Annotated in this window: 29 protein-coding genes and 1 pseudogene; 21 read left to right on the forward strand and 9 right to left on the reverse strand. The window is 58.0% G+C overall.

The annotated features are described in order from the left end of the window. Positions 1–65 precede the first annotated feature (65 nt). Positions 66–551, reverse strand: a complete 486-nt coding sequence (locus NB311A_RS06070; RefSeq protein ID WP_009797600.1) for an NUDIX domain-containing protein — start codon at positions 549–551, stop codon at positions 66–68. Further along, on the reverse strand, positions 548–2,266 hold the full coding sequence (locus NB311A_RS06075; protein WP_050752068.1) for a PHP domain-containing protein: 1,719 nt from the start codon (positions 2,264–2,266) through the stop codon (positions 548–550). Before NB311A_RS06075 ends, NB311A_RS06070 begins: the two co-directional genes overlap by 4 nt. Between NB311A_RS06075 and NB311A_RS21830 the strand changes: the two genes are divergently transcribed. From NB311A_RS21830 to NB311A_RS06110, 8 genes are all read left to right on the forward strand, one after another. Next, the gene (locus NB311A_RS21830) at positions 2,213–2,476 is read left to right on the forward strand and encodes a hypothetical protein (RefSeq protein WP_009797602.1); all 264 of its coding nucleotides are present in this window, start codon (positions 2,213–2,215) and stop codon (positions 2,474–2,476) included. The two genes, NB311A_RS06075 and NB311A_RS21830, sit on opposite strands and share 54 nt — an antisense overlap. A gap of 314 nt (positions 2,477–2,790) precedes the next feature. Continuing rightward, positions 2,791–3,789: a DUF3618 domain-containing protein gene (locus NB311A_RS06085; protein ID WP_009797604.1), complete on the forward strand. Its 999-nt coding sequence runs from the start codon at positions 2,791–2,793 to the stop codon at positions 3,787–3,789. Continuing rightward, positions 3,786–4,319, forward strand: a complete 534-nt coding sequence (locus NB311A_RS06090; RefSeq protein ID WP_009797605.1) for a hypothetical protein — start codon at positions 3,786–3,788, stop codon at positions 4,317–4,319. Before NB311A_RS06085 ends, NB311A_RS06090 begins: the two co-directional genes overlap by 4 nt. Next, the gene (locus NB311A_RS06095) at positions 4,319–4,714 is read left to right on the forward strand and encodes a phage holin family protein (protein WP_009797606.1); all 396 of its coding nucleotides are present in this window, start codon (positions 4,319–4,321) and stop codon (positions 4,712–4,714) included. Before NB311A_RS06090 ends, NB311A_RS06095 begins: the two co-directional genes overlap by 1 nt. Further along, positions 4,711–5,409, forward strand: a complete 699-nt coding sequence (locus NB311A_RS06100; protein WP_009797607.1) for a hypothetical protein — start codon at positions 4,711–4,713, stop codon at positions 5,407–5,409. Before NB311A_RS06095 ends, NB311A_RS06100 begins: the two co-directional genes overlap by 4 nt. A 188-nt stretch (positions 5,410–5,597) precedes the next feature. Continuing rightward, on the forward strand, positions 5,598–5,774 hold the full coding sequence (locus NB311A_RS22460) for a hypothetical protein (RefSeq protein ID WP_245256947.1): 177 nt from the start codon (positions 5,598–5,600) through the stop codon (positions 5,772–5,774). Between the two features lie 407 nt (positions 5,775–6,181). After that, positions 6,182–7,159: a nucleoid-associated protein gene (locus NB311A_RS06105; RefSeq protein ID WP_009797608.1), complete on the forward strand. Its 978-nt coding sequence runs from the start codon at positions 6,182–6,184 to the stop codon at positions 7,157–7,159. Continuing rightward, the gene (locus tag NB311A_RS06110) at positions 7,119–8,552 is read left to right on the forward strand and encodes a hypothetical protein (protein WP_009797609.1); all 1,434 of its coding nucleotides are present in this window, start codon (positions 7,119–7,121) and stop codon (positions 8,550–8,552) included. Before NB311A_RS06105 ends, NB311A_RS06110 begins: the two co-directional genes overlap by 41 nt. A 431-nt stretch (positions 8,553–8,983) precedes the next feature. Here the strand turns inward: NB311A_RS06110 and NB311A_RS06115 are convergent, their stop codons facing one another. Continuing rightward, complete coding sequence (locus NB311A_RS06115) at positions 8,984–10,078, reverse strand: hypothetical protein (protein ID WP_009797611.1); 1,095 nt, start codon at positions 10,076–10,078, stop codon at positions 8,984–8,986. Between the two features lie 632 nt (positions 10,079–10,710). On the opposite strand from NB311A_RS06115, the gene NB311A_RS06120 reads away from it, so the two are divergent. The 4 genes from NB311A_RS06120 (at position 10,711) to NB311A_RS21840 (ending at position 13,498) form a co-directional block, all read left to right on the forward strand. Continuing rightward, a complete protein-coding gene (locus NB311A_RS06120) occupies positions 10,711–11,118 on the forward strand; it encodes a hypothetical protein (RefSeq protein ID WP_009797612.1) in 408 nt (135 codons plus the stop codon). A 797-nt stretch (positions 11,119–11,915) separates the two neighbouring features. Further along, entirely contained in the window at positions 11,916–12,488 is a 573-nt protein-coding gene (locus NB311A_RS06125) for a phage portal protein (RefSeq protein WP_207382352.1), read from the forward strand. Between the two features lie 234 nt (positions 12,489–12,722). Next, the gene (locus NB311A_RS19595; RefSeq protein ID WP_009797615.1) at positions 12,723–13,229 is read left to right on the forward strand and encodes a hypothetical protein; all 507 of its coding nucleotides are present in this window, start codon (positions 12,723–12,725) and stop codon (positions 13,227–13,229) included. Between the two features lie 29 nt (positions 13,230–13,258). Continuing rightward, positions 13,259–13,498, forward strand: a complete 240-nt coding sequence (locus NB311A_RS21840) for a tyrosine-type recombinase/integrase (RefSeq protein WP_009797616.1) — start codon at positions 13,259–13,261, stop codon at positions 13,496–13,498. A gap of 211 nt (positions 13,499–13,709) precedes the next feature. On the opposite strand, the gene NB311A_RS06135 is transcribed toward NB311A_RS21840, so the two are convergent. The 3 genes from NB311A_RS06135 to NB311A_RS06145 are packed head-to-tail and all read right to left on the reverse strand — an operon-like array spanning position 13,710 to position 15,492. After that, on the reverse strand, positions 13,710–14,474 hold the full coding sequence (locus NB311A_RS06135; RefSeq protein WP_009797617.1) for an ImmA/IrrE family metallo-endopeptidase: 765 nt from the start codon (positions 14,472–14,474) through the stop codon (positions 13,710–13,712). Next, the gene (locus NB311A_RS06140; RefSeq protein ID WP_009797618.1) at positions 14,471–14,902 is read right to left on the reverse strand and encodes a hypothetical protein; all 432 of its coding nucleotides are present in this window, start codon (positions 14,900–14,902) and stop codon (positions 14,471–14,473) included. Before NB311A_RS06140 ends, NB311A_RS06135 begins: the two co-directional genes overlap by 4 nt. Further along, the gene (locus NB311A_RS06145; RefSeq protein WP_009797619.1) at positions 14,899–15,492 is read right to left on the reverse strand and encodes a sigma-70 family RNA polymerase sigma factor; all 594 of its coding nucleotides are present in this window, start codon (positions 15,490–15,492) and stop codon (positions 14,899–14,901) included. The genes NB311A_RS06140 and NB311A_RS06145 overlap by 4 nt, the downstream gene beginning before the upstream one ends. Positions 15,493–15,694: 202 nt before the next feature. Here NB311A_RS06145 and NB311A_RS22465 point away from each other — a divergent pair. The 4 genes and pseudogenes from NB311A_RS22465 to NB311A_RS06160 form a co-directional block, all read left to right on the forward strand. Beyond that, positions 15,695–16,114, forward strand: a pseudogene (locus NB311A_RS22465) (nucleotidyltransferase); the annotation flags it as partial. 102 nt (positions 16,115–16,216) lie between these two features. Then, a complete protein-coding gene (locus NB311A_RS22470; protein ID WP_245256941.1) occupies positions 16,217–16,852 on the forward strand; it encodes a nucleotidyltransferase in 636 nt (211 codons plus the stop codon). A 34-nt stretch (positions 16,853–16,886) separates the two neighbouring features. Further along, entirely contained in the window at positions 16,887–17,351 is a 465-nt protein-coding gene (locus NB311A_RS06155) for a hypothetical protein (RefSeq protein ID WP_040674107.1), read from the forward strand. Then, complete coding sequence (locus tag NB311A_RS06160; protein WP_009797622.1) at positions 17,348–18,331, forward strand: CBASS cGAMP-activated phospholipase; 984 nt, start codon at positions 17,348–17,350, stop codon at positions 18,329–18,331. Before NB311A_RS06155 ends, NB311A_RS06160 begins: the two co-directional genes overlap by 4 nt. A 68-nt stretch (positions 18,332–18,399) precedes the next feature. Here the strand turns inward: NB311A_RS06160 and NB311A_RS19605 are convergent, their stop codons facing one another. Continuing rightward, positions 18,400–18,753 (reverse strand): hypothetical protein, encoded by a 354-nt coding sequence (locus NB311A_RS19605; protein ID WP_009797623.1) that lies wholly within the window; start codon positions 18,751–18,753, stop codon positions 18,400–18,402. A gap of 674 nt (positions 18,754–19,427) precedes the next feature. Between NB311A_RS19605 and NB311A_RS06170 the strand changes: the two genes are divergently transcribed. Continuing rightward, entirely contained in the window at positions 19,428–19,691 is a 264-nt protein-coding gene (locus NB311A_RS06170; protein ID WP_009797625.1) for a DUF3489 domain-containing protein, read from the forward strand. 852 nt (positions 19,692–20,543) lie between these two features. Here the strand turns inward: NB311A_RS06170 and NB311A_RS06180 are convergent. Further along, complete coding sequence (locus tag NB311A_RS06180) at positions 20,544–21,089, reverse strand: hypothetical protein (protein ID WP_245256942.1); 546 nt, start codon at positions 21,087–21,089, stop codon at positions 20,544–20,546. A 259-nt stretch (positions 21,090–21,348) separates the two neighbouring features. Beyond that, a complete protein-coding gene (locus NB311A_RS22235) occupies positions 21,349–21,618 on the reverse strand; it encodes a hypothetical protein (protein ID WP_083780393.1) in 270 nt (89 codons plus the stop codon). Positions 21,619–21,739: 121 nt separating this feature from the next. Between NB311A_RS22235 and NB311A_RS20110 the strand changes: the two genes are divergently transcribed. From NB311A_RS20110 to NB311A_RS06200, 4 genes are all read left to right on the forward strand, one after another. Then, positions 21,740–21,940 carry a hypothetical protein gene (locus NB311A_RS20110; protein ID WP_245256943.1) on the forward strand — a complete coding sequence of 67 codons (201 nt, stop codon included), beginning with the start codon at positions 21,740–21,742 and terminating at the stop codon, positions 21,938–21,940. A 658-nt stretch (positions 21,941–22,598) separates the two neighbouring features. Beyond that, positions 22,599–22,859, forward strand: coding sequence for a DUF3489 domain-containing protein (locus tag NB311A_RS23050; protein WP_371256468.1), 261 nt, complete (start codon positions 22,599–22,601; stop codon positions 22,857–22,859). A 3-nt stretch (positions 22,860–22,862) separates the two neighbouring features. Further along, positions 22,863–23,363, forward strand: a complete 501-nt coding sequence (locus NB311A_RS06195; RefSeq protein WP_009797632.1) for a DUF2924 domain-containing protein — start codon at positions 22,863–22,865, stop codon at positions 23,361–23,363. Beyond that, positions 23,360–25,009, forward strand: a complete 1,650-nt coding sequence (locus NB311A_RS06200; protein ID WP_009797633.1) for a recombinase family protein — start codon at positions 23,360–23,362, stop codon at positions 25,007–25,009. Before NB311A_RS06195 ends, NB311A_RS06200 begins: the two co-directional genes overlap by 4 nt. Positions 25,010–25,056: the final 47 nt, after the last annotated feature.

Raw genomic sequence — 25,056 nt, forward strand, 5'->3', positions numbered from 1 at the left:
TTCCAGTCAACCGATAAACCCATGTAACGGCCCTCTCAAAAATCTTTAGAGCGTGGGATCGGAGTTCAGTCGAAACTTACGGCGTCCTTCAGTCGATCGAGAAAAACGCCCTGCCCCTTCAGAATACGCAGAAAGGCTTCGTCGATGCTAAACCAGGCGGCGCGGTCAAGCTCTGGAAAGCTCTGGTGCTTGCCTGAACGCGGCGGCCATTCCATTTCGAAGAGATTGCTTTTGAGCTTATCCGGATTCCACTTACCCTCGGCCGCCCATACATGCACCGTTTTGCCCCCAGGCTGTTTGGCCTTGCCAAGAGGGATATGATCATCACCCCCTCGGTGGCCTGTCTCCTCTTCGAACTCCCGCCGTGCGGCGTCTAGAAGGTCTTCGCCCGAAGCAACCAGACCCTTCGGAATAGTCCATGCGCCATGATCTTTCTTTTTCCAGAAGGGCCCGCCCGGATGCCCGAGCAGCACTTCAATACGTTTTCCTTTGCGCCTGAATAAAAGAATGCCGGCACTGATCTTTCTTGAAGAGGCGGCGCGGGCGTTCATTGCCGCACAGGTGCTTCCTGCGTCGGCGCATGACGGCCCGTTCGCCTGCGCGCCAGCCCACGTTTGCGTTTCGAAAGATGCGCGATTAGCTTTGGAAGCGTCATCGCGTTCAGGACGCGATCAGCGGACACTCCTCCTTTTCGCGCCATCTCCACGCCCCAGTGCATATGGTCAAGCTCAGGAATAGAATGCGCGTCGGGATTGATGCTGAAGATGCAGCCGAGCTCTAAGGCCTTCTCGTGCCATCGCCAGTCAAGATCGAGCCGCCAGGGATGCGCGTTGATTTCGATGGCGACGCCATACTTTGCGCAGACTCTCAGTATCTTCTCGACATCGATTTCGTAGCCAAGGCGGCGCTGAAGCTGGCGGCCCGTCATATGCCCTATAATCGTCGTGTGCGAATTTTTGATCGCACGGATTATTCTGTCCGTCTGCTCCTTCTTCGTCATTTTAAAGCGGCTATGCACGCTCGCCACAACGAAGTCGAATTTTTCCAGGATGCTGTCCGGATAATCAAGCGAACCATCCGCGAGAATATCCGCTTCAAGGCCTTTTAGGATACGGAACTGATTGCCATAGCGTTTATTGAGGCGGCCCGCTTCCTCGTGCTGCGTAGCGATCTCATCCAAAGATAAGCCGCCCGCGTAGTGCGCTGACTGAGAGTGATCGGCGACGCCAAAATAATCGAATCCACGCTTCCGCGTGGCCTCGGCCATCGTCTCAAGCGTTTCGGTGCCGTCTGACGCTGTGGTGTGACAATGCAAAATGCCTCGCAGGTCTGAATCCTGAACCAGCTTAGGTAGGTTGTGCTTCGCTGCCCGGTTGATCTCATCTCGCCCTTCGCGAAGTTCTGGCTCGATAAACTGAAGGCCTAGCGCCTCGTAGATATCCGCTTCGCTCGCGGACGCGACCAGCCTTTTGCGGCTATAAAGGCCGTCAGATTTGAGCTCGAATCCCTCTTTGCTTGCAAGTTCGCCCAGCTGCTCGATATGCGCGGCAGAGCCAGTCGCATTCAAAAGCCTCGCGCCAAAATGCTTCTTGTCGCTGACGATAATTCTGAGGCCTGAACTCTTCCCTTCTGATACGGCGCTCTTTCCCTGTGCCATGAGCGCAAGGTCGGAAACGAGTTCGCAGCCTCTGCGAAAATCACCGGCAATCTCGACGCGCAAGTATTCGGGATGGTCCCGCTTTACGGCCGCAAGGGCATGTTCGAGGAGAGACGCGGCCTGGTGAAGATGCAACTGGGTCTCCCCGCTGCGCGTGATGGCAAGGTTTTGGAGGATTTTGGTCTGCAGTGAAGCGCCAAGCCCTTTGACCGGGCGGATACGGTCTTCCTTTGCAGCGGCTTCGAGCTCTGCGAGCGAGCTTACGCCCAGTGTCTGGTAAAGCTTCATTATCTTGTCAGGTCGAAGGCCTGGAACGGCGAAGAGCTCAAGCACTCCCGCGGGCACTTCCTTGCGCAATTTTTCAAGGCTCGGGTGCGAGCCGGTCGCATGGAGCTTTGCCACGATGTCAGCAATGGACTTGCCGATGCCGGGGATGTCGGTGAGCGTTCCCGCTGCAATGATGCGATCAAGCGGCTGAGAGAGCGCCGTGAGACTGTCTGCTGCGCGCAAGTAGGCCCTGGTGCCGTAGGGATTGGCACCTCGCAGCGCGCTTCTATGCGCGTACTCGCGGAGAAGATTGGCGACGGTCTGTGGGTCATTTCCGGGCATGGCAGTCAGATCAAACGGACAGGCAGACAAGCGGTTCCCGGGTGTTCAGGTCACTTCGACTGCCGCGCCCGGCGCCTGATCCAGGCGGAGGAGGACGTCGCCGGAAAAGCGCTGGCGCATCCCTATGCGGTGATGCTGCCGCAATCCAACACTGAGCGCCTTCTTGAGACGCATCTGAAGCTGTTAGCCGTTCAAACCAAATCGAACTGACCCATTTCGAGGCCAGTACGATCCATCAAAAATGTATGGATTGGCTGCGCTAGAGCGGCGACTGAGATTGCCGAAGCTTGCGTTTTGGAAAGCCGAAAAATTCCTCCGGATGCCGTCGCAAACTCGCAGATTGAACCTGCTGGTACCGTTCTTAATGCCATCGTGTTTCTGCTGATCACCGTCACGCTGCTATTCTCGGATCTCTAAGTCCAGCCCCGAATACGCGATACGCCGAGCCGGACCCGCGCGTCCAGCAGGAACGATTCACCTGAGGGGGAGTTCGCTTTCCAACAACCATAAGGTGGTGAATTGCCATGACACGATCCGTTGAGGAATTGAGACGAGAGTCCGAGCGTAACCGGGCCGAGCTCGCGGCGACGGTCGATCGGCTGAGGGAGCAGCTCTCCGACACGGCGGAGGAACTGCGCTACAAGGTGTCGCCGCAAGGGATCAAATCGGAGGTTTCCGAATTCGTCAGCCGCAAAACTTATAGTTGGCTTGATGGGCTCAAGCAGCGGGCGATGGAAAATCCAATGCAAGCAATCGCCGCTGGGACTGCGGTTGCGGTGCCTGCCCTGCGGTTGGCACGGGGATTTCCACTTCCTCTCTTGATGATGGGTGCAGGCCTGGTCCTGACGTCGAAGTCCATGCGCGTCCGGGCAGCGGACGCCGCGGCTCCGGCGGCGGAAAAGGTCAAGGAAATGGCAGCGGAGGCTGCCTCGCGCGTGCGATCGTTTGGTGAGAGTGCCATTGACGCGGCGTCCCGGACAGGTCGCGATGTCGCCGACAAACTAAGCGAGGCTCAAGCCAAGGCGGCCGGAATGGCCGACAACCTGACCGACCGGGCGGCGCGGTCGACCGACAGAGTGAAAGCTAGCCTGGATACTGCATCGGAAACTGCGAAAGCTAAGATCGAACAGTTTAGCTCCACTGTACGCGACAAGGCTAATGCGGCCCCGGAAACCGCCCAACAGATGATCGGTGACAACGCCGCCCTGATTGCCGGTCTGGGAGTTGCGTTCGGAGCGATTATTGCCGCTTCCCTTCCCGCCACTCAGGCTGAAGCCGCTGTCTTCGGCAAGGCGAGTGTCGGGGTGAAGCGCACGGCGGGCCAGGCCGTCCAATCCGGACTAGAGGAGGCCAAGGACGCGGTGCTGTCGGCAGCCGATGGCGCAGCCAAGACCCTGTCCCAGGCGGATCTCGGTAAAACCGCTAGCCACATGACTCGGGAAATGTCCGACAAATTGAAGGAAGCCGCCGACGATATCGTATCCGCGGCGTTCAATCCAGCAAACCCAAGGAAAACCTCATGAGCGAATCTGATATCCGACAAGCTGTTCCTCCAAAGCCAGCCTCGACGTCCTCTCAACGTCTGAAGGACGAGATCGCTGATGCAGGCGCCGAGGTCAGTCAACGCGCCCGCGAGGCGCTGCGGGCCTCGAAGGACGTGGCGAGCGACACATTCAAGGAGGCCTCCGACGCTGCTGCGGAAGTTGCGGAAGGAGCCTCGGATCACTTCCGGGATAAGGCCCAGGAGCAACAGCGATCCGGAGCCGACATCATCGACCGGCTTGCTGGGAATATTCGGCAAGCGGCCCATGCATTCGAAAACGACGCGCCGTTTGCCGCGCGCGGCATCAATTCCAGCGCCGACTACGTGGAAGATGCTGCCGAGAAGATTCGCAATGGCACCTTCCGAGATCTCGTTGACGGGGCCTCCGATTTCGCGAAGCGGCAACCGGCTGCTTTCCTCGGACTGTCGGTGCTCGCCGGCTTCGCCGCTGTGCGTTTCTTTAGAGCTTCGGAAGACCATACCGCGTCGTCCCAACAGGAGGATGTGTGATGAGCACACGATCCGATTTTGGGACGATCTCAACCCTGCTCAGCGATGCACTTTCGCAATTCGCGAAGCTCTTCCAGAACGAGGTCGATCTCGCCAAGGCCGAGCTCGCCGAAAAGGTTCAGCGGGTTGGTTGGGCGGTCGGTTTCTTGGCGGCCGGGGCGGTGCTAATCATTCCCGCGCTTGTCATGGCCCTATTTGCGCTGTCGGCTGCGTTGATGGCGGCCGGCTGGTCGCCGCCGCTTTCCTACCTTGTCTGCGCAGTCGGTACCGCAGTGGTTGCCGGCGCATTATTTGCCGTTGGCATGAACCGGCTGGACGCGCGCAACTTGGCCCCTCGAGAAACGATAAGTCAGCTCGAGAAAGACAAGGCCGCCGTAAAGGACATGGTGCGATGAGCGATTTTTTGGACAATCTGAAGGAAGCCGTTGGGGCAAACCCGCTTTCTGCCACGCTGATCGGCGGCGGCGCGCTTTGGCTCTTGTTGGGTAACGAGAGGCTGAGAAGCGCGGCAGCTTCGGTCAGTGCGGCCACCGCACGCCCTCGCGCCGATACCAGAACTAATCTGCGGTCGAGCGCGCCCGAATTCGCAAACAGTCCGCAGACCGCTCGGGAAATGGACCAGGGGGCTGTGCATGGTGTGCATACGTTGAGTGAGATATCGAGCGCCGCATCGGGTGCCGCAAACACCATTAAAGATCGCCTCGGAGAAGGGGCGACTTACGCGCGAGAGAGTTTCAGCAAGGCAGCCGAAGTGCTTCCCCCAAAGGAGACCATCGCGAAGGTCCAATCCTCCATTTCCAATCTGATCGAGAGACAGCCGCTGGTGCTGGGGGCGATTGGTCTCGCGGTCGGAGTTGCCGTCGCAAGTGCGTTCACCGCGTCGGATCTTGAAAATGAGTGGATCGGCGAAGTCAGTGACCGCGTTAAAGAGGACCTGGAAGCACGTGCCGGATCCGTCTCTCACAGCGTGCGGGAGGCCTCCGACACGCTAAAGGCCACGTTTCGCGACATCGGATCGGAAGCCGCAGATCGGCTGAAGGAGACCGGCCGCAATGTGTTGGATGCAGCTCGTGAGAAGGCCAGCGCATAACTTCAACCACTCAATCCGTGAGCATGCAGGAGTGTTACGAGGGCTGGTCCCGGCTGTTTCAACTTCCACCGCAATTTCAGAAAGACACTACGCGGCTGGCGTCGTTTCTAAAAGCGGCTGCGTAAACCACGCCTTATGTTTTCGAATTTCGTCACCGCAGCTGGTACACAACGGAAATCTTCGATCTTCTGCGTTGCCACAGTAGTGCACTTTGCATCTCGGATCATCATGGTGCGCCGTCGCCGTGGGAGGTGACCGCACCTCACGTCTATATCCGGACGTATGCACCTTCTGGAAATTATGGTGATCATTACGCGCCGCAGGCATTAGCTGCGTGTGCGCGGCGGCTTTACAGAATCATCTAAGTGCATCAAACATATCAAGCGTGCGGCATCCAGAGGAGCCGCCCTCTTTTAATCATTATCGAAATAGACATAGATATTATGGCTTTCCGCAAGCAGTCGATAGGATGCCGTCGCCCTGCCTGGGCGTGATGTTGCAGAAAAGCCAAGCACATCCGATCGGTCGCCTAGCGCTTGTGCTGCGGTCGTGAACTAGACGAGTTCGAAGTCCTCGGTCGGGAACGGCCGCTTTGGGGTAGTCGGCGGCCCTGCATATCACTCCAGTTGTTCGGCCACAACTTTGCGGTATGTTCCGAGCGCGGCTTCTACTGAAGCAACGACACCCCAAATCTTACGCAGATCAGAAACACAATCGGAATTCGGATTGCCCGACCAGTTCGCCCTCTTTGCCGACGCGCCAGCTCTGCCCGATGGGCTGCGCTACGCTGCTACTGACGGCTTTCGATGCCGGCCAACACGCGGCTTTTTTTCTGGGTCGCGTCCGATCAGTCAATAGCGGAAATCGATACAAATTCCTCGCGGACGCGCCGGTGCAAGCGCAACTCGCGCGGATCAGCCGGGACAAAGCAACTTTCCAGGAGGAGAGCGAGAAGCTCGCAACAGCGTTCAATGAAGCTCACGGAGGCAGCGCGGCCGTCGGCGCCTTCCTCATCTTCTCGCTGTCCTGCTCGAGCGGTCAGCTATTTGCGCTTTTGAAATTCGAGGACGAAAAGGTCCTCAGCTACGATTACGATGTCAGCCGCGGGCGCTCGGGAAAGCCGAAGCCGACCTTCGGCGAAATCGAGCGGACCTTTGTCCAGAACCGCAACGCCTTGCAGAAGGCCGCCCTCATCAAACTGCGCAAGGACGGCAACGAGATCTGCGTTGTCGATCGTCAGAATCCACAGCGGCCTGCGGCCTATTTCGAGCAATTCTTGTTGGTACGACGCCAGCGGACGGAAGAAGAGCTGACAAAGACGATTATCAATGTCACACGCAACATCGCGCAGAAACATAAGGACGTGCTTCCACCAGATACGATGAAAAATCTTGCACAACGTCTCTATGATGCCAGCCAATCAGGCGGCTCCGTCGACGGCGAAAGCGCTGAAAATTGGCTAAAGAGCATTTTCGGACCACTGCCTGACGACAGCCCGGTCGTAAAAGACTTCAAAGCTGGGTTGAAACGCGAGGGGATGGCGGGAGAGTCGTTCGTACTCCAAAAGAATGCAATTCAAGCTCCCAGGAACCGCCGCGTCGAGACGGCGAGCGGAATCAAACTGACCTTCCCTGTCGGCCTGACGTCTTCAGTCGTTTCGGTGAATCGCGACAAAGGCGAGATCATCATCAAGGACACGATCACACTCGATGACTTCGAGCTCAACACATCTGGTCGAACGCGCTCGTGAGCTAGTCGCGAGCGGCGCCTCGGCGGACGAGCGTATTGACGCCCTTGTGTTGCGAGGGCGGCTGCCGTCTGCCGATGCGCAGGTGGCTTGGCTCGAATTCGCCGATGACGTCCCGCCGCCATTCTCGTCATTGCAAGTCTATAACCCAGCTCTCGGTGGCGATCTCGTCAGGGGTGATGACTTTGATCCGATGCGCGATGTTATAATCACACTTGGAAAGCCGGTCGCTGACGGCTGCGCTTTCTTTGTCTTCCAATCCGGCATTCCGCACTATTTGGCGCAACGGGCCGTCCTTCCACGTCTGGCGATCGTCGACTTTAATTCCGCTCAGGCATTTCACGCGCGAGGATTGGAGGTTGCTGCATGGGATTTGGCGCAACCGGTCCCGCCTCCAGAATGCTCGACTGGTCCGATCGACCCAAGCCGCTATGTTCGCGATTTTGTTCCGGACCGTGAGATCGTCACGGATCTCAATCCCTGGATGTTGGTGACCGCACCAGCAGCTTCATCGCCGGCGTATCAAGCATGGGAAGCGATTGCTGCGCGCCGGTTGCTGGGCGGTCTTGTTTCCCGCGCTTGGCTCGAGGACGGGCAAGTCTGGCTGCAGGCAGCAGCTACGCCTCCGATCTATCGCATCAAAGCTGATGATTCTGCCCTGCCCGGCACCCGTTCTCAGCTGACTGAAGCCGCTTCCTGGGTTTTTCTTTCCGGGACAGACATCGAGGCACGCCATCTCCTCTTTTCCGGAGAGCTGGCTCGGGCGAGGCGGCCTCAGCAAGATCTCGCCACGACATTGGATCAGGCGCTCGAGGCAGCCAAAGCTGCCTATGAGGCTCACGTCCAATCTTCGAGCCGCGAAACTCTGAAGGCGCTCGCCGATCTCCGCAAGACTGTTATTGATGAAACTCAGAAGGTCGCACAGCGGGCGCAGGATCTCGCAGCGACGCTCTGGCGCGACCTAGCCGTCTCCGCTGCACCATTCGTACTGAAGATCTTGGGCGATGCGACCAAGACGCCGGATCCCATCATCTCTTCTGCATTCTACTTCGCGGCCGCCGGATTCATCGGCCTGTCGTTCAGCCTGCAGTGGCGGATCAATGGCGCGTTCTTCCAAAGCCAGGCCGCCTCGCGGCGGATCTGGATGCAAAGCCTCTATAGCTACATCTCCGTTCGCGAACGGGAAGAAATCGCTGAAACGCCGATCGACCAGGCGATGAAGAACTACCGGGAGACCCATGGCGCACTGCTTGTTGTTTATGGGCTGCTGATCGTAGTTCTCATTGCCTTCGGCGTACACGCGCTGCAGGACGTGACGCCCTCAGCTTCGAACCCTGCCGCGAGCGTCGCGCCGAGCCCGGCAGCAGTCCCACCGCCTCCGGCAAAGCTACCGTAACTGCGAGACACTTCAGGATTTCAGCATAGGAGCGCACCTCCGAGCCATGCAATCTTATTCCCAGTGTGTTCGAGACAGCATCCTGCCGCTTTCGGTGGGAGATACCCTGCCGAAGGAGGAATGGTACTTCACCGGAAGTACCGAAGACCACGAAGAGCCCTGCGAAACCTGCGAGTTGTGCGGCCAAGACGGTCTGCGATATCACTTCGAAATTAGCAACAAATTCACGGATCAAGTTCTGCAGGTCGGGTCGCACTGCATTTTTCGATGCGCCCCACGGTCGCGGAACGCAACGACTTCGGTGACTTCGAAGTGTGTATAGAAGCCAAGTACACCATCTTTGGTCAGTCGCTCAATTTCGTCTTTGACGAATGTGAACTCATCGCGAGCACCCATGATCTTCCCAACTGCGCTCAAAGTATCACTTAATCCTATCGCCAATTGCCCGCCTGAATATCCCAGCGCCGATGCTCGGCGTGATGCGGAAAGAACCTGAGGAGCGTCAACCCGTCGCCTTGTATGGCGATATCGACATCACGATCAAGCTCTGCCCCGCCGGTTATTGGCGCCACTGTAAGCGATGTCGTTCGAGGGACCCCGTCCGGGTTTTCGGATAGGGTTCGCAGAATCTCTTTGGCCGATTGCTCGTAGATTGCAATCAGCAGATATTCGGGCCACCACCAGAATGGATGATCACGTCCCGCCCAAAATCGCTTGCCGCGATGCTCGAAAACCCAAAAATCCTGCACAAGGCTTTCGGGATCCAAGACATTCATGCTTTGCCCCGTAAGGCTGTTGCGTATTGCGCGCGCAGCATTGGTCGCACCGCAAAGAAGAAAGACCGACTCGTAGTTCGCATAGGCAATGACTCCGCTGGGCTCTCCTCGCCCACCCTCGCCTCGGAACCCACCATCCGGGGGATCGCCTCCGCTCCCTTTGTATCTTTGCGGCGCCGGGTACATAAGCGCGGGCTGAGGGGCCGGCTGCGGTGCATAGCTTGCCGCAGCGGAAAGGGAATGCGCGGCGACCACACCGAATGAGGTACCGGCCAGGACCGCTTGCGGGCTTGCGATCGCCAACGTGGACAGGCGCTTACCCGGGATAGTGCCAAATGCAATTGCGTAACCGCTAGCAACCTCCAAGTCGCCGCTCTTGGCGCCAATGATATGACGTACCTGCTCGTTGTATGCGTCTTGGGCAAGACTGAGGATTGGCTTTCGCTTCGCCTTTTGTTTCGACAAGCTGCCTTTCGCTTCAACGACGACGATGCTTTGCGGCTGAAATCCGTGCTTACCCGCTGGATCATAGACAAAGTCGGGCATTTTCTTTGTCGTACCATTTCCTTTGAGTTTCAACTTGAGTTCACGCGCATTTGCGGACCAGTAAAACCCCATGCGTTGCATAACGAGATCGGCAACAGCCGCTCCAACCTTCGCGGCAAGTGACGTTCGTTGCTCGTCAGCGAGGATATTGACTTTTGTCTTGAACAAAAATTCAGTGTCCTGCGGGTCAACAAACAAATTCATGTGACTCGCCAACAAAGCGCCATTAGCCCGAGCCAACTCTTGTCGTTCCTCGTGAGAAAGCTCCGGGACAGCAGACAGAAGCCCTGTCGTTCGCGCAAGCGACAGAACCAAGTCTGCCCAAGTGAACAACAAGGGGCTTGGACAGGAAAGCGCATCTCCTCCGCGCGTTAGATTCTGTCTGACGCGTATCGGGTTTAAATCGTTGATCTGTTTAGTCGGCGGACTCCAGCTCACAAATGCCTCGACTAGCTAAATGAGGTCACGATCCCTCAGAACGAATGGACCGCCGGTCTGAGCACTATCCCGAATGACCGAACAGAAACGGCTTTGACACCAGGACAGTGTGGCGGTCCCCACGTCGCACTCTTGATGACGTCGTCGATCACAGTCAATAGCTGCTAAGGGCCAAGCAGTTCGCCTATGCACTTTCGGTCAGCGACGAAGAGGGCACTTCGCTTCTGACGCGGATTACAAAACGAACCCCAGAAATACTGCACGTAAACAGGCTGCCCTGGCGGCGGCGAGACTGGCAAACTTGCTCAATGCCGCGCTAAAGTAAGATCTGCTACCACAATTCTGTACCGCTCGATTTTATTTCAGGACAATTGCGAACCACATTATTGGGGCACAACATGAAAACGCGATTTTTCTTCGCTTTGTTAATCCTCCTTGCTTCGCTCTCTTGCGTCCCTGCCAAAGCCACCGAAATCTCGGTCACCGGGTCACCCCTTGCACAACTCACACCGATATTCGGTACCCGGATCTTTTTCGATCCAGTACGGATCACAGCCGTGGTTGCTCTGCCTACCTATCAAGCACGGATTGATGCCTCGCTGCAGCGTCTTTCGCCGCAGATTTTCTTTCCATTACCATCCGCATTGGCCACGGACAAAGGCCCCAACAAGGAACCGGTCTCCCAGGTTCTCGGCATCTTCGCCAATTTGATGCCGGTGAAAGAAATGGTCGATGACGTCGTTGCACTCGCAGGTCGCACCCAATTGTTCAGCTCACCCTCCTCACCGGCCACACGGTGTGGATGAAGGCGGCCGCCATCGGATGGGTTACGCAAAATTATCTGCTTGGCGAAAATCCCGGCGCCGGAAGTTATGTAGGGCTTAGTCTTTGGCCAGGACGTCCAACTGCAGTCAAGGAGGACGTCGATACAGTACGCAAGCTGATCGAACAGCAACGTAACGGCAATCGGACGAAGAACCAACGATTTGGCAAATCTGTACCTGTGTACACATGCTTTGCGCACACTCACACTCAAGAGGACCAGACTCGATCAACGGACTACGACTAGGTCCTCCGGACAATCGTTCCGTGTCATTGAAGTCGGAACGACCGCATCCCGACCAACAGGCTGCCAAAATGTCGACGACGTTCTTACAAAGCCAGCGCCATCCAACGATGCATTGGTGTAGAAAAACTGAATTACTATAGATAGCAACAAAGCATAACATTGCGGCTTGTTGCGCTCTGTTTCACTTGACCATAGTGGTCTCTGGTTCTCCGGCACGGCTCTCATACGGGATTTTGGCATTTTGGCACGGTTAGAGACCGGGAGGTGAGGTCGCAGCGGCGCTGGGATGCCGACGAACAGACTTAATAGGGCGCTGTTATCTTAGGATAAGCGGGCCGGCACTCACTCAATGGCCGTGCTCCATGTCGACGGCACGATTTTGCCCATAGACAGGAGCATTTGAGATGAAAAAGCCCAAGACCGCTACACGCGCAGAGAACGAAGGGGACGTCGGGACGCCCGCCGCGACGGATCCGGGATGGGCCGATATCGACCGGATGTTCGCAGGCCGCGAATAATCATGCCAGTGCCTTCTTGAGAACTGGCGCGAGCCCTAGCGGCGTGATCGAGGTGCCTAGTGCAATGGGACCGGAACAGAGATCGATGCTCCGCAAAGCCTTCGAGGATCGCCACGCTGGCGCTGAGAAGGCGGGCAGCACTCTGATTTTAGACGGGGGCATGAAATGGTCCCCCGCGCAAATCTCGCCTGAAGATGCCGAGCTGCTGGAAACTCGCAAGTTCGGCGTGGTCGGGCTCTGCCGACTGTTTCAGGTGCCGCCGCCGATCGTGCAGGCATATGAAAACAATACTTTTACAAACGCCGCTCAGGCGGGCTTGTGGTTCGCCACCTTCTGCCTTGCGCCCTGGGCGCGGAAGATCGAGGCGGAATTTGTCCGTTCGGTATTCCCAACCGGCGGGCCTTACGAGCTGGAGCTGGACCTGTCCGGCTTCCTTCGCGGCGATCCCGAAACGCGTTGGAACGCCCACAAGATCGCGATCGATAGCGGCGTGCTCGACCCTGACGAGGTTCGCCAGATTGAGGGCTGGAATCCCCGGCCTGCTGGCCAGAAGCCAGTACCCGCGAGCGATGGAGCGCAGGGCCAATGACACGAGAATTCGCGAAGTCGGCGCCACCACGGAAACGGCTGTGAACTAGATCGATGGCTAATCGTCCTACGCCCATTACTCAGGCCAATGCGACCCGCTACTTTAAGGCGGCGGCTACGGCTGGCTATGGGCGCACTCGTTTAGTGATGCACCCTGACGGTAGGGTGGAAGTCATCGCAGAAATCGCAGAGACGACAGAAGCGTTTGAAGGTCCGCTGGAGGCGTGGAGGCGTAATGGTCAGGGCTAGGCTTCAGGGCATCAACACGGTCCGCAAGCGCCTCGCGGACGGATCCGTGCGACTCTATTACTACCACCGCGCCACGGGCCTTCCGCTGAGCGGCAAGCCCGGCTCGCCCGAATTTCTCCGCGACTATGGCTCGGCTGAAAAGACGATGCTCGATCGCCACTCTGGCATCTTCAACGGGCTGGTGCGCGACTACACATTGTCGCCCGAGTTCGAGAAGCTGAGAGACAGCACGCAGCACGAATATAGGCGCATGCTCACCAAGGCCGAACAGAAGTTCGGCAACATGCCGCTCGCCGCGCTTGAAGATCCCCGCGTGCGTCAAGATTTCATGACCTGGCGCGCCACTGTGGCCAAGGCTTCCGGCGACCGCGAAGCCGACAATCGCCTGAGCGTCGTGTCTGCGATGCTCACCTGGGGCATAAGGAACGGCAGGTTTTCAGCAACCACATTGCCGGATTCCGACGCCTGCACAGCGCCGATCGCTCTGACCTGATCTGGTTGCCCGAGCACATTCACGCCTTCATGGCCGTTGCGCCTGTCGAGCTTCAGCGCGCACTTATCCTCGCCCTTCACACCGGCCAGCGGCAAGGCGATCTGTTGCGTTTGTCATGGGGCAACTATGACGGCTCGTTAATTTCTATTCGGCAGGGCAAGACCGGACGAAAGGTCGAAATCCCCTGTACCAGAGCCCTGAAAAAGATGCTGGACGGCCTAGACCGCAACACGGCGGTGGTTCTCGCCACCAAGACGAAACGGCCGTAGACGCCTCGCTACTTCAAGGCGCAATGGGAGGCGGCGAATTTCATCGAATTTTAGCGATCTCTCAAAGCTGGCTTTTAAGGATTCAAATTATGTTGGCGTCATGAGCAGGCCGACCCCAACCTTACTCGCGCGCCTTCCCGAGGCTGCGTGTACCCGAAAAGTTGCGAAGGCGCTGACGGCGGCCATGCGGCCCGTACGGTAGCGGCCGCCCTCAAGCGACGGCCTCGTCGGGAAGCTTCAATATGGTCAGGATTTCCTCGTTCGGCAGAAGAAACGATTGCTCTTCGACTTCCAGGTCGTCGCCTCCTCTAACGTCAAACCATGCGTCGGCCGGCATTTTTCGGGGAAAAGCCTGTTCAGCGGCGCCTTTGAAGAGCATCTCGGCTGCGAATGTTTGGGGATCCAATTGCTTGGCCGGCACCCACCAAGGCTGGATCATCTTTGCCCTCTCGAACCAGCGACGCTTTTCCTTGTTGTGACACACGAGGACTATTGGAAATCGGTTCAGAACGGTCATCTTGAAGAGCGTTGCCGTCAGGCTGGCTTCGAACTCGCCCGCCAACTCGCGCGCAGCCGCCAAAGTCGGACGCTTCATTTTCCGAAGACGGGGTGTGACCATAAAATTCGGTAGGATCAGATCAGAAGCGAAGCCGTCAGCTTGACGTTCTGGATCCAAGGGACCGTTGGCGAAGTTGCAGACGTCGCTCTTGCCGCAGAAGAGAATCCGGCCGCGATGATGGTGCCAGTGGCCGATTTCGTGGGCTAGGGAAAAGCGCCGACGTTTGGGGCTGCTGCGGCTGTTGATGGAAATGACAGCCCTTCGACGGGTGCCCACAATGGTGGCCTCGCAACTGTCCATGGGACGGTAATTGACGACTGCACCTTTGGTCCAGGCGATCGCATCCAGGTCGATCTCCTTTGGTTCGGATATGCCGAGTTCCGTTAGCATCCGCTCCGCGGGAGTAGCGGCGTTCATTCCTCGTCATTCCCTTCGTTCTCGAGCGCCTCGAGCTGAGCCAAATCGTCCAGGGCGCCTTCTTCGTCTTTCTCCGAAAGATTTTTACCCTTGCGAGCGGCCATCATCATGCCCGCGACGTTTTCTCCGGCTCCGGATCGCATGGCAGCCAGCTTCCCGCGAACTCGCTCCCTGTCGATGCGAGAAACGGTTGAGGTTTGAGTATTCCGGTCCGCGACTGCCGCCTTAGCTTGCTCTAGGCGCAGCTTGGCACAGGACTTTTTCGCGTCAACGAAGACCGCGTCCATCTCGGCGATTACCTTCGCCTCATCGAGACTTTCCGAGGACAGTTCTTCTCGCAGCTGCGCCGGCGACATGTTGAGGATGTCCTCGTCGAGTGCATCAGATATCCGCTGCAACTGCTCATGCCCCGTTACCTTCCTGCTCATGATGGAAGTCCCTCCGGGAATTTCTTCTTCACCGCCTTCTTGATCCGCCTCATTGCGTAATCGTACGCCGCCTGGTCAATTCCGACTTCATCGCGCAATTCCTTTCCCTTTTTGCCGTCCGCCAGCGCCATGATCACGAATTGCGCCTCGTCGTCGCCATCCAGACACTCATAAATCGCCGCTACGGTGTCGGTATCCTCCTGCTCGATGAGGGCCGCCTCCGGATTGTGCTGGTTGGTCAAAACCTGCAGATCCGACAAGTCCCCGCTGCGGCCATCCTTCGCGATCGACCGCTCCCGCTTCAACTGGACCCGGCGATGCGAGGCCAGACTGCGCATTGTCTGGGCTAGGAATGCAATCAGCGACACGTCGATCGGACACCGCCGCTTCCCAGTCAGTGCCCGGCAGACCGCCTCATGATAGAGATCACCTTGCCGGAAGTCGGTGCCCGCACATCGGCGCCGCTCAATGAGCCAGAGCCGGATCTTTTCGTCCGCAGAAAACGAGGCGATCTGTTCCAACACCTCCTCAGGAGCGAGGTGCTTTGTGTCTTGCGGCTCACTTTCGCCGAGAACGTCGGTGTCGCTCATGCGTCCTCAGCGCTGCTGCCCGTGTATGCCGATCTCAATCTCGGATTCGGACGATCTGGAAAAAAATTAGGAGTCCGAAATCCCCGCCCAGCTCGGCATACGTGTGTGAGAGCGCCTTAACGAGGCTAGGTGGCTGGCGAAATATAGCAGAAAGCGATGCTAAATCAATGAATTACGTAGCAGAACGTGCGCAGTTGCGCCAATCCCAGCTTATGTTGAAGAGGCTTGTCAGCACCTAGAGCCGTCCGCATCCCAGCAGGACCTCGCCAAACAGCGCTATGAGGGCGTCGGAGGCTGGCTTGCCCGCTCGGAGGACTCGCTGCTCGCTTCGATCGAGATCCGGCTGCAGGGCTCGGTCGCCATCGGTACGACCGTCAAGCCGCTAGGAGCCAACGAGCACGACGTCGACCTGGTCGCGCATGTTCCCGATCTAGATGTCGCCGTTTCGCCGGCTCAACTCAAGCACCGGATCGGCGATCGCCTCCGCAGCAACGGATATTACGCCCCCCTGCTGAAGGAGATGCCGCGGTGCTGGCGGCTCGATTACGCCAATGAGTTTCACCTGGACATCACCCCGTCGATTCCGAATCCGGAGTGCCGTTTCGGAGGCGAACTCGTTCCGGACAAGACGCTAAAGACATGGAAGGCCTCGAACTCCATGGGTTACCGGGCCAAGTTCAACCGGCGTGCCGCGCTTCTGCCACGGATACGGCCCGCTCTCGGCATGACATTCGACAGCATGCGGAAGGTCGATGTCGAACCCTACCCCGAAAACAAGCGCCTGAAAGGCATCCTTCTGCGCATCGTGCAGATCGCAAAGCGCCACCGCGATCTGCTCTTCATCGATGACAACGATGGCGTGGCGCCGCTCTCAATCATCATCACCACGCTGGCCTCGCGGACCTATGAGATCTGCGCCACTAACTTCGAATACGATCACGAGCTCGACCTGATCGTCGACGTGCTGCGCCGGATGCCGAGCATGCTGGAGACCGGCACGTTTCAGGGACGCGCGGTGTGGTACCTCTGGAACCAGACCACCTCCGGCGAGAACTTCTGCGAAAAGTGGAACAAGTACCCCGAGCGGGCTATCGCGTTCTTCGAATGGCACCGCAGGATCCTGGCCGACGTCGAGCTGCTCGCCCGCGCGCAGGGGCTCGACCAGGTGCGGCGGCGGCTGGGTGACGTCTTCGGCATGGGCCCGGCCAACAAGGCGATGGACTCTCTGACCGAACGCGTGGACACCGCTCGCGCCACGGGCCGGCTGTCCGTCACCAAATCCGCCGGCCTGATCATGGGCACGACGGCAGCCAGCGCGACGCCGGTACCCGCGAACACGTTCTTCGGCGACAGGCGGTGATTCCGTGCGGCTCGGGCGACCGAAAGCGCTGACGATGGCGCAGCAATACGTCAATCTGCGCGGCAATCCCCTGAGCGCGGGAGATGGCCCTTTGCGGGCCAGCAGCTTCACCTGGATCTACGAGACCTCGCCGTCGCCGCTGAGCCGCGACTACCAGATCCGGATCGAAATGGCTTGCGGCCTCCCTCCAAGGGTCTTCGTCGATGACCCGGATATCGAGGTGCTCGCCTGCGGTCGCGACCTTCCGCACGTCTACCGCAATCCGACCCGGCTTTGCCTCCATCTGCCGCGCACGCGGGAATGGCAGCCGTGGATGAGGCTCGACCAGACCGTCGTGCCCTGGACGTCGCTGTGGCTGTTTTATTTTGAGGACTGGCTGGAATCGGGGGAATGGAAGGGCGGAGGCATGCATCCAGCCGACGCCCCGCGGACCCGGCAAAGCCGGCGTCGTTTGGGATTGCGGCAGCCCGTCGAATGCGACCTGGGGAGCGAAGGGTGAACACCGAGGCTCCCACCTACAAAATTCTGTCGATTGACGGTGGCGGAATCCGCGGCGTCTTTCCAGCGGCCTTCCTCGCCAAGCTGGAAGATCACCTCGACGTGCCGATCGGGTCCTACTTCGACCTGATCGCCGGAACGTCGACAGGCGGAATCATCGCCATCGGTCTGGGGCTGGGATTGTCCGCCAAAGACATCCTGCGGCTCTACCAAGAGCAGGGACCGTCAATCTTTGATCAGCAGCACGGCGTATTCGGCAATTTCGTGCGACAGCGATTGCGCGGGGCGATGCACTGGGTGGGATCGAAATACTCCTCGCAGCCGCTGCACGACGCGCTCGTCGGCATTCTCGGAGACCGCCGACTCGGTGAAAGTCGGACGCGCCTGGTCGTCCCCGCATGGCACCCCATGCTCGAGCGCGTCTACATCTACAAGACGGCCCATCACCCCAGGCTTGAGACCGATTACCGTGTGCGGGCGCTCGATGCAGCGATGGCCACTGCTGCCGCGCCGACGTTTCTGAAGCCTCACATGACAAACGACGAAATCGAACTGGTCGACGGCGGCGTCTGGGCCAACAATCCGATCGGCGTGGCCACGATCGAAGCGGTCGGGATGCTGAACTGGCCCGCGAACAGGCTGAAGATCCTCAGTGTCGGCACCATCAATGATGTCAAAGCCCCTCCGCGATGGAAGGGAAAGCTTCCGATGGCGTCATCCGTCGCGCGCCTTTTCATGGCCGGGCAATCTCACAGCGCGCTGGGTACGGCGAAAATCGTCACCGGCGACGGCCACGACCATCGCGCGATCTGGCGTGTCGACCAAACCGCGCCGGCGGGTCGCTACACGATGGACGACGCTGCGCGCATCGCAGAAATGAAGAACCGTGGTTTTACCGAAGCGCGGGAGCAACTGCCCGAGCTGCGCCGCCACTTTTTCGACCGCGAGGCCGAGCGGTTCGTTCCCTGCCACTCACTCTGAATGCGAGGATACATGCCGAAGAACATCCTGATCTTCTCCGACGGCACCGGTCGTCGCTGTTGGGGGCACTAAGCTACTTCCAACAGATGAAAAAAAGAACGGCTCGATAGATCTCGGAGTTCGATCAGGGCGACGATCTGTTGATTCAGTTCGCAGATCCGCTTTTCTCCATTCTGCATTTGTAGCTCATATTCCTTGAGAATTTTTTCGTCTGCCGGATCGCGCGTCAGTTGTTCATCGTGGGCTGTTCCGGAGGCGAGTGAGGCAAGATCACGAGCATTACTCACGCGGAATTGCAAAGCATCTCGCTCTTTGGTTGCGGACGCGATCGCGGCATCAATCGACTGGACAATCGAACCGACGCGCTTTTTATCGGTCTCAGCATCTCGTTGCCTAGAACGAACTTGAAAGAGTCTTTTCAATCTTGTCTCCTTATTGCTGGATAGGAATTTACCTCATTTTACTGATCGATTGAAAAAAGGTGTGGTGATGAGGCCCGCTCGGCAAAAAAAGAACTTGGGATCAACCGGTGGTTGACCCCACCGCGAAATCGGTCGCTATGCTCCTAGTCGGACACGCCGCAATTTGAACCCGCATGCGTGAGAACGAAGATCCTAGGCCCCTTCTATCGTGATTCTATATAAAAGTCAGAGCCATCAAATCTGGTGACCACCGGCCGGCCCCGTTACAATGGCCCCGCGATCAGGATCGTTTCGATTTTCTTCCTCGATGGCGTGCCCGCTCTTAAGAACTTAAAGCTAATCTGAAAATCCAACCTCGCCCAAGGTCCCCAGCTATCGCATTAAGCTTCAGAGGACGAACCAGCAGATCATTCAACGCCGTCTGACAAAGCGGCGGTGCAAATAATTCTCGTCCCACAATCGGTGAGGCCTTTCTTGAGATCGAGAGCGAGCATGTCCGTGAGGTCGGTCTCAGTCCCCACTGGCAAACGAGACGGGTCGCCTCCTCCCCTATCCAATCTGCTATTCGCAACACTCGCTTACTGCACCCAGGCCAACGCTTTTGGCGATTTCAAATGTGGCATAGTGAGTAAATCTCTACACCCGCTGACTGACAACTCGATCAGCATAATCATATGCTCAGCCTTGCGCCCTGGGCTCGGGAATGGAGCGTGGTGGCCATCAGGTTCTGGCCGATGGCTTCGCTTTGGTTACCCATGGCGGCCTGTCCCAAGGCGCCTGATTGGCAGCAGCATTCGGTGCGCGGCTTCTTCGCCGGTATCTTACGGAAGAAGCTCAAGCTGACGCTGACATCGGAAGCTGCTGATGCCGGTCGGATCTACAAAGTAACTGCCCGCACCGAACCGACCGGATCGATGCCTGACAAGGCCGCGGCCTGATGCCATGGCGCGAAGTCCAGGATCGCGCCAGCCTGTCAGTCGACGACTTACGAGATTGTCAATGGAAGAGGAGATTGCGCATCTCCGCAGTCCCGATCTTATCGGCTTGCAGTCCCGCTGGCAGAGTGTTGTGGAGCGGCGTCCACCCTCGGAGCACGTGCCCAATATTTGCTGTTCGGCAGTCTCGCCTATCGCATTCAGGCCGATGAGCTTGGAGATCTCGATGCTACGACGTTTCAACTTCTGACGCGTGCGGCTACCGACGGTCGCCCTTGCGATGATCGGCGTCCGCCGTTCCGCTGGCGAGACGTACCCCAGCCTCAGCGCACCGCACAACGCCGACGACGGACATAACGTCGTCGCGACAGACCTGACAAAACCGGCGGATTTTCGTCGTACGACGGCGCTCTTTGCCAATATTATTCGAACGGCTGCTGGCAAGATTTCCCTATGTTGAGCAGAATTGCAGCATTATCGCACGGAACGAATTTGCACGGTTGGTTGACGACTTTGCCGAATTGCCAAGGAGCAAAACAAGCGCTCCTCTGGCCTAGTTGAGCAGATTTTTTTGATGTCTAGCGAGAGCTGTCACATTCAAGTTGTAGCGCGCAGATTGTGGGTTTCATGAGAGTTCGCTGATGACCCCGCGAGAAGATATCGATCGTCAGCGCCCTCACCTGCTTCCGTCACGAACAGATGTGGCACTCGCTTTGCTCTGGACAGAACGTTCAGTGAAATCACAACGCAAAGTGCCTTGTTATGACCCAAGCATTGTCTCACCAAGATGCAACAAGTCTGATCCTCGAGCGAAAATGGTACACTAGGTATCAGGGAATATGCCGCCCGAAGGCGCTAATTCTCCGGCGGATGAAGCGGCCGGGATTGGGGCGTCTCCTGATCGCCGTGATCGTCATCGATTGTCTGCTCGCGGCCGGGGCCTGGTTCGCCGTCGGTTACATCATCCAATGATAGATCAGAAGCGCCGGACCTGACGCCCAAAAGCTCAACAAGGAGGTAGGCCGCCTGGTTCAGGACAAGACACGCGGCTACGATGACAATGCCACTCACGGGTCCGAAACCGTGCATACGGAGAACGGCCGCCGAGACGATGACAATCAGTAATGCGATAGGCGCAAGGGCGAAGACTTTCAAGCGCAAGCCTGCGGTTGCGCCGATCAATGCGCTGGTAGCCAGCAAAACAAGAGCGATATACATGCTTGATGCCAACGGCGATTGTTGTTCTCGTCCTGGCAAGAAGGATGGCCGATAGATGGCGCCGGCGACATGGAAGTGGCCGGGTAATCCCCGGACATATCGCTGCATGCTTAACTCGACAAAACAATCTAAAAGAAGCGTAAATTCTGCGATGTGGGCGTCGGCTGCTAGCCCTCGATCCACGCATCTTATTCTTCGCCGATGACTATCGTCTTTGCGACAGTACTCAATCTGCTCGCGCGCGATCGCAGCGCACCGTTTTCCGAGCTCAAACAAGGCTGAATTCTGTCAACGTAATGTCAACCCGCGGTTGGGTTTTCTACTTCTGGCGCCGCGCCAACCTTCACCTATTAAGGAAGGCGCCGGAACACGCGAGCATAACCGCCCACATGGCCACCACGCTCGGCGTTCCGAAGGTGCTACACCCCGAGCCAGCCGGCAATCAGGCCGCCGATCTGACCACGGTTGCGCCAGCTTTGCGTTCGAGCGTGGCAATCGTTGCTTTCAGATTGTCGCGCCTTGTCCGCAGAGCGCGCGCCAACATGGAATAGGCAGCGTCCTGCGGATCGAAAACCAGCGTTCGCTTTTCTTCGGCCAGAATTTCGCAATCCAGTAGCCCGACTATCCTATCGAAGTCGCTGATTAACGACGCCACCTTTGCATCACTGACGTTTTCATCCGTCGTAGCATCAGAAACGAAATGTTGTGCCATTTGAATACTCCCGGGTGCACTGCTTTGATACAACTCGTAGACCCAACGCGGATCATGAGGATGGCTTGGCAAGAAAGCTGCCAACTCGATTATTGAAGGGCTACCCTTCGCGGAAATGCTGATGACCCAGCCGATGATGGTCGTGATCGGCCAGAAGGTCGGCGCGTATCGCGACGGCATGGAAATCTACGGCCGCTCCACAGCCTCGAAGGACCGCCAGCTCGTCTCTGGACGACTGGTCGCACTACGATCTCTACGACAAAGCCCGAGCCGGTGCGTCTGGCGTTGGAAACGCTGGTGCCGTCCTTCAAGACGCATCTGAACGGTGCGCCGCCGCAAGCCGGCCCCAGGCGGCGGAATAAGCGCGCTTTTCTCTACGGAGCGGCGCCGGGTTCTCGCGCCGCTCCACGCAATTTGTGAGGACGGAAAATGACGAAAGTGCTTGTTCTCGGTGCGGGTGGTCACTTACGAGACATTCACAGTCGGAGGTTCCTAGAAATTTCTTTGTGTTGTAGTGCTCGTCAGGTATCGCATTGGAGGGCTATGGAACGGACGTATTTGTCATCTTCGCCTGCGACGGCGCGTCCGAAGAGATTCGAGCTCCTGACCCCCAGATTCGTGGTGCCGGTCCGAGATCGCCGACATCAACACCGAGAAACGCGCAACAAGATTGCTCAGAAAGAACTGGCTTTGCTGCGGCAACGGAGCATTACTATGACCGTTATAGCGAGCTAACAGGCTCGTCAGGATCGGGCCCCGCCGGCTGTTTTGGCCACTGCGGGGCTGCGGTGGTGCGGGCACGATGGATGCCCCGCAACCACGGGAAGATCCTGATGACAAAAGCCAAAGCAAAGCGACCGACGACCACCAGACGTGCCTCGAAATCGGATGCAACCCGGTCCATTAAGGCCAAACACGTTGACCCCAAAACAAAAATGCCAGCGGCCTCGAAGGCTTTGCCGGCTGCTGACTCATCCGTTTTGCCAACGAAACGTAGGGGCGCTCGCGCCGATTCCAAGCAAGCTCGAGTGCTCGCTCTGCTGCGATCGCCAGACGGTTGCACGATCGACGCCATCGTTAAGGCGACGGGCTGGCAGCCGCATTCGGTGCGGGGCTTCTTTGCCGGTGTCGTTCGCAAGAAACTCAAGCTCGATCTTGAGTCCGGTTTGGTTGACGAGGTCCGGCGCTATCGCATCAAACCTGCAGCCCATGAGATCGGCAAATCGGCTACGGCCGCTTGATCGATGGCCCCGCGCAGACAATCACGTCGCACCGTCGATGCGACCTCTCTTGAAATCGAGATCGCAGATCTCCGTGATCTCGATCTTAAGAGCCTTCGCCTGAGGTGGCGGGGTGTGACGGGTCGCTCGGCACCGATTCATCTGCCCAAGCATCTGCTGTTCGCCATGCTCGCCTATCGCATCCAAGCCGATGCCTTCGGCGATCTCGATGCGGGGATGGTGCAGATATTGAAGGCTGCCGTTGGATCAGAGGGATCGGCTGCTATCACCAGGCTGACCGACAAGGTCGATCAGCGCAACCAGGAGCTCACGCCGGGCGCCATTCTGACCCGCGAATGGAATGGACGGGACCATCGGGTCATGGTACTCGCCGATGGCTTTGCCTTTGAGGGCAAGACCTATGACAGCCTGTCCAAGGTCGCCTTTGCCATTACCGGCACCAGGTGGAACGGGCCGCGGTTCTTTGGCTTGAGGGCGGCAACGCAGTCTGCCCGACCACAATGACATCGGCCGGCAAATCGGTGTCTGGCAAATCCGTCCGGTGTGCGATCTATACCCGGGTCTCGACCGATGCCGGGCTCGATCAGGAATTCAACTCGCTCGATGCTCAATACGATGCTTCTGAAGCCTATATCCGTAGTCAGACGCATGCGAGCTGGACGCTGATCAAGACGCGCTATGACGATGGCGGGTTCTCGGGCGGATCGACCGACCGCCCTGCCCTGCAAAAGTTGCTCGATGATGTCCGGACCCGCAAAATCAATGTGATCGTCGTTTATAAGGTGGACCGCCTGACGCGGTCCCTGGCCGACTTCGCCAAGCTGGTTGAGCTGTTCGATGCTCATAACGTGTCATTTGTCTCGGTGACCCAGCAGTTCAACACCACAACATCGATGGGCCGTTTGACCCTAAATGTTCTTCTGTCCTTCGCCCAATTCGAGCGCGAGGTCACAGCCGAGCGCATCCGCGACAAGATTGCCGCCTCCAAGCGCAAGGGCTTGTGGGTCGGAGGCATGGTTCCGCTCGGTTACTCGCTCAACGAGGGCAAGCTCTCCATCCACGCGGACGAAGCAAAAACCGTCCGGCTCATATTCGAGCGCTACCTTGAACTCGGAAGCGTCAATCGCCTGGTCGCCGATCTCAAGAGCAAGGGACTGACCTCCAAGGTTCGCAGGCTCTCGACCGGTGCCGTCAGAGGCGGCGTTCCCTTCACCCAGGGGCCGCTGTTCTACATGCTGCGCAACCGGTTCTATATCGGCGAGGTGACATTCAAGGGTGAGGTGCTGCCCGGGCCGCAACCGCCTTTGCTCGAGCGATCCCTGTTCGATGCCGTCCAGGCGAAACTGGCCGAACAATGGTCCCATCGGACCAGAGCCAGGCAAAAATCCAAAGCACTTCTCTCCGGATTGCTGTTCGACGATGCCGGCAACCGCATGATCGCGACCCACGCAACCAAGAATCGGGTGCGATACCGCTATTATATCTCCCGACCGCTGCAGCGCGGCCACACAGATGAGCCCGTCGGATCCATATCCCGCGTCCCCGCCGATCAGATCGAGGCGCTGGTCACGAATACGGTGCGTGACCGACTAACAAAGTCCGGAGAACAACGGTCAGCGTCGCCGGAACAACATACTGTCGCTGCCCATGTTGCGAAGGTTGAGGTCCGCACCAAACACCTGGCCGTGACCATGAAGAGGATTGAAACGACGCCAGATCATGACCGCGAATTGGCTCAACACGACAATGCCCGCACCATGTCAGATCAAGGCGAAGTCATCCTGATCCCCTGGACTAAGCCGCCGATGCGCAAGTTCCGAGACGTGATCCAATCCGCATCCGCCTCAATCCGCCGAACACGACCGATCCGCGCCGAGCGTCGCATTGGCCTGATCCGCGCCATTGCCCGCGGTCGGCAATGGCTGGAAGAGATCGTCTGGGGACGATCAACCATCGAACAGATTGCGGTCCGCCATAAATGCAGCGCTCGGCAAATCAATCTGACCCTGTCGATGGCTTTCCTCGCGCCGCCACTGGTCAAGGCCGCCATCGAAGGTCGCCTGCCTCGTGGCATCGGCATCGCTGAGCTCCGCGATGCGCCGCCCGAATGGTCGAAGCAATACCTTAACATTGGACTGCCACCGCTCTGAACACACGCAACGAACCGATGTAAGCGCCAAAAGAAATAGCGCTCGTC

Source organism: Nitrobacter sp. Nb-311A (genome assembly GCF_000152905.1).
Classification (GTDB): Bacteria; Pseudomonadota; Alphaproteobacteria; order Rhizobiales; family Xanthobacteraceae; genus Nitrobacter.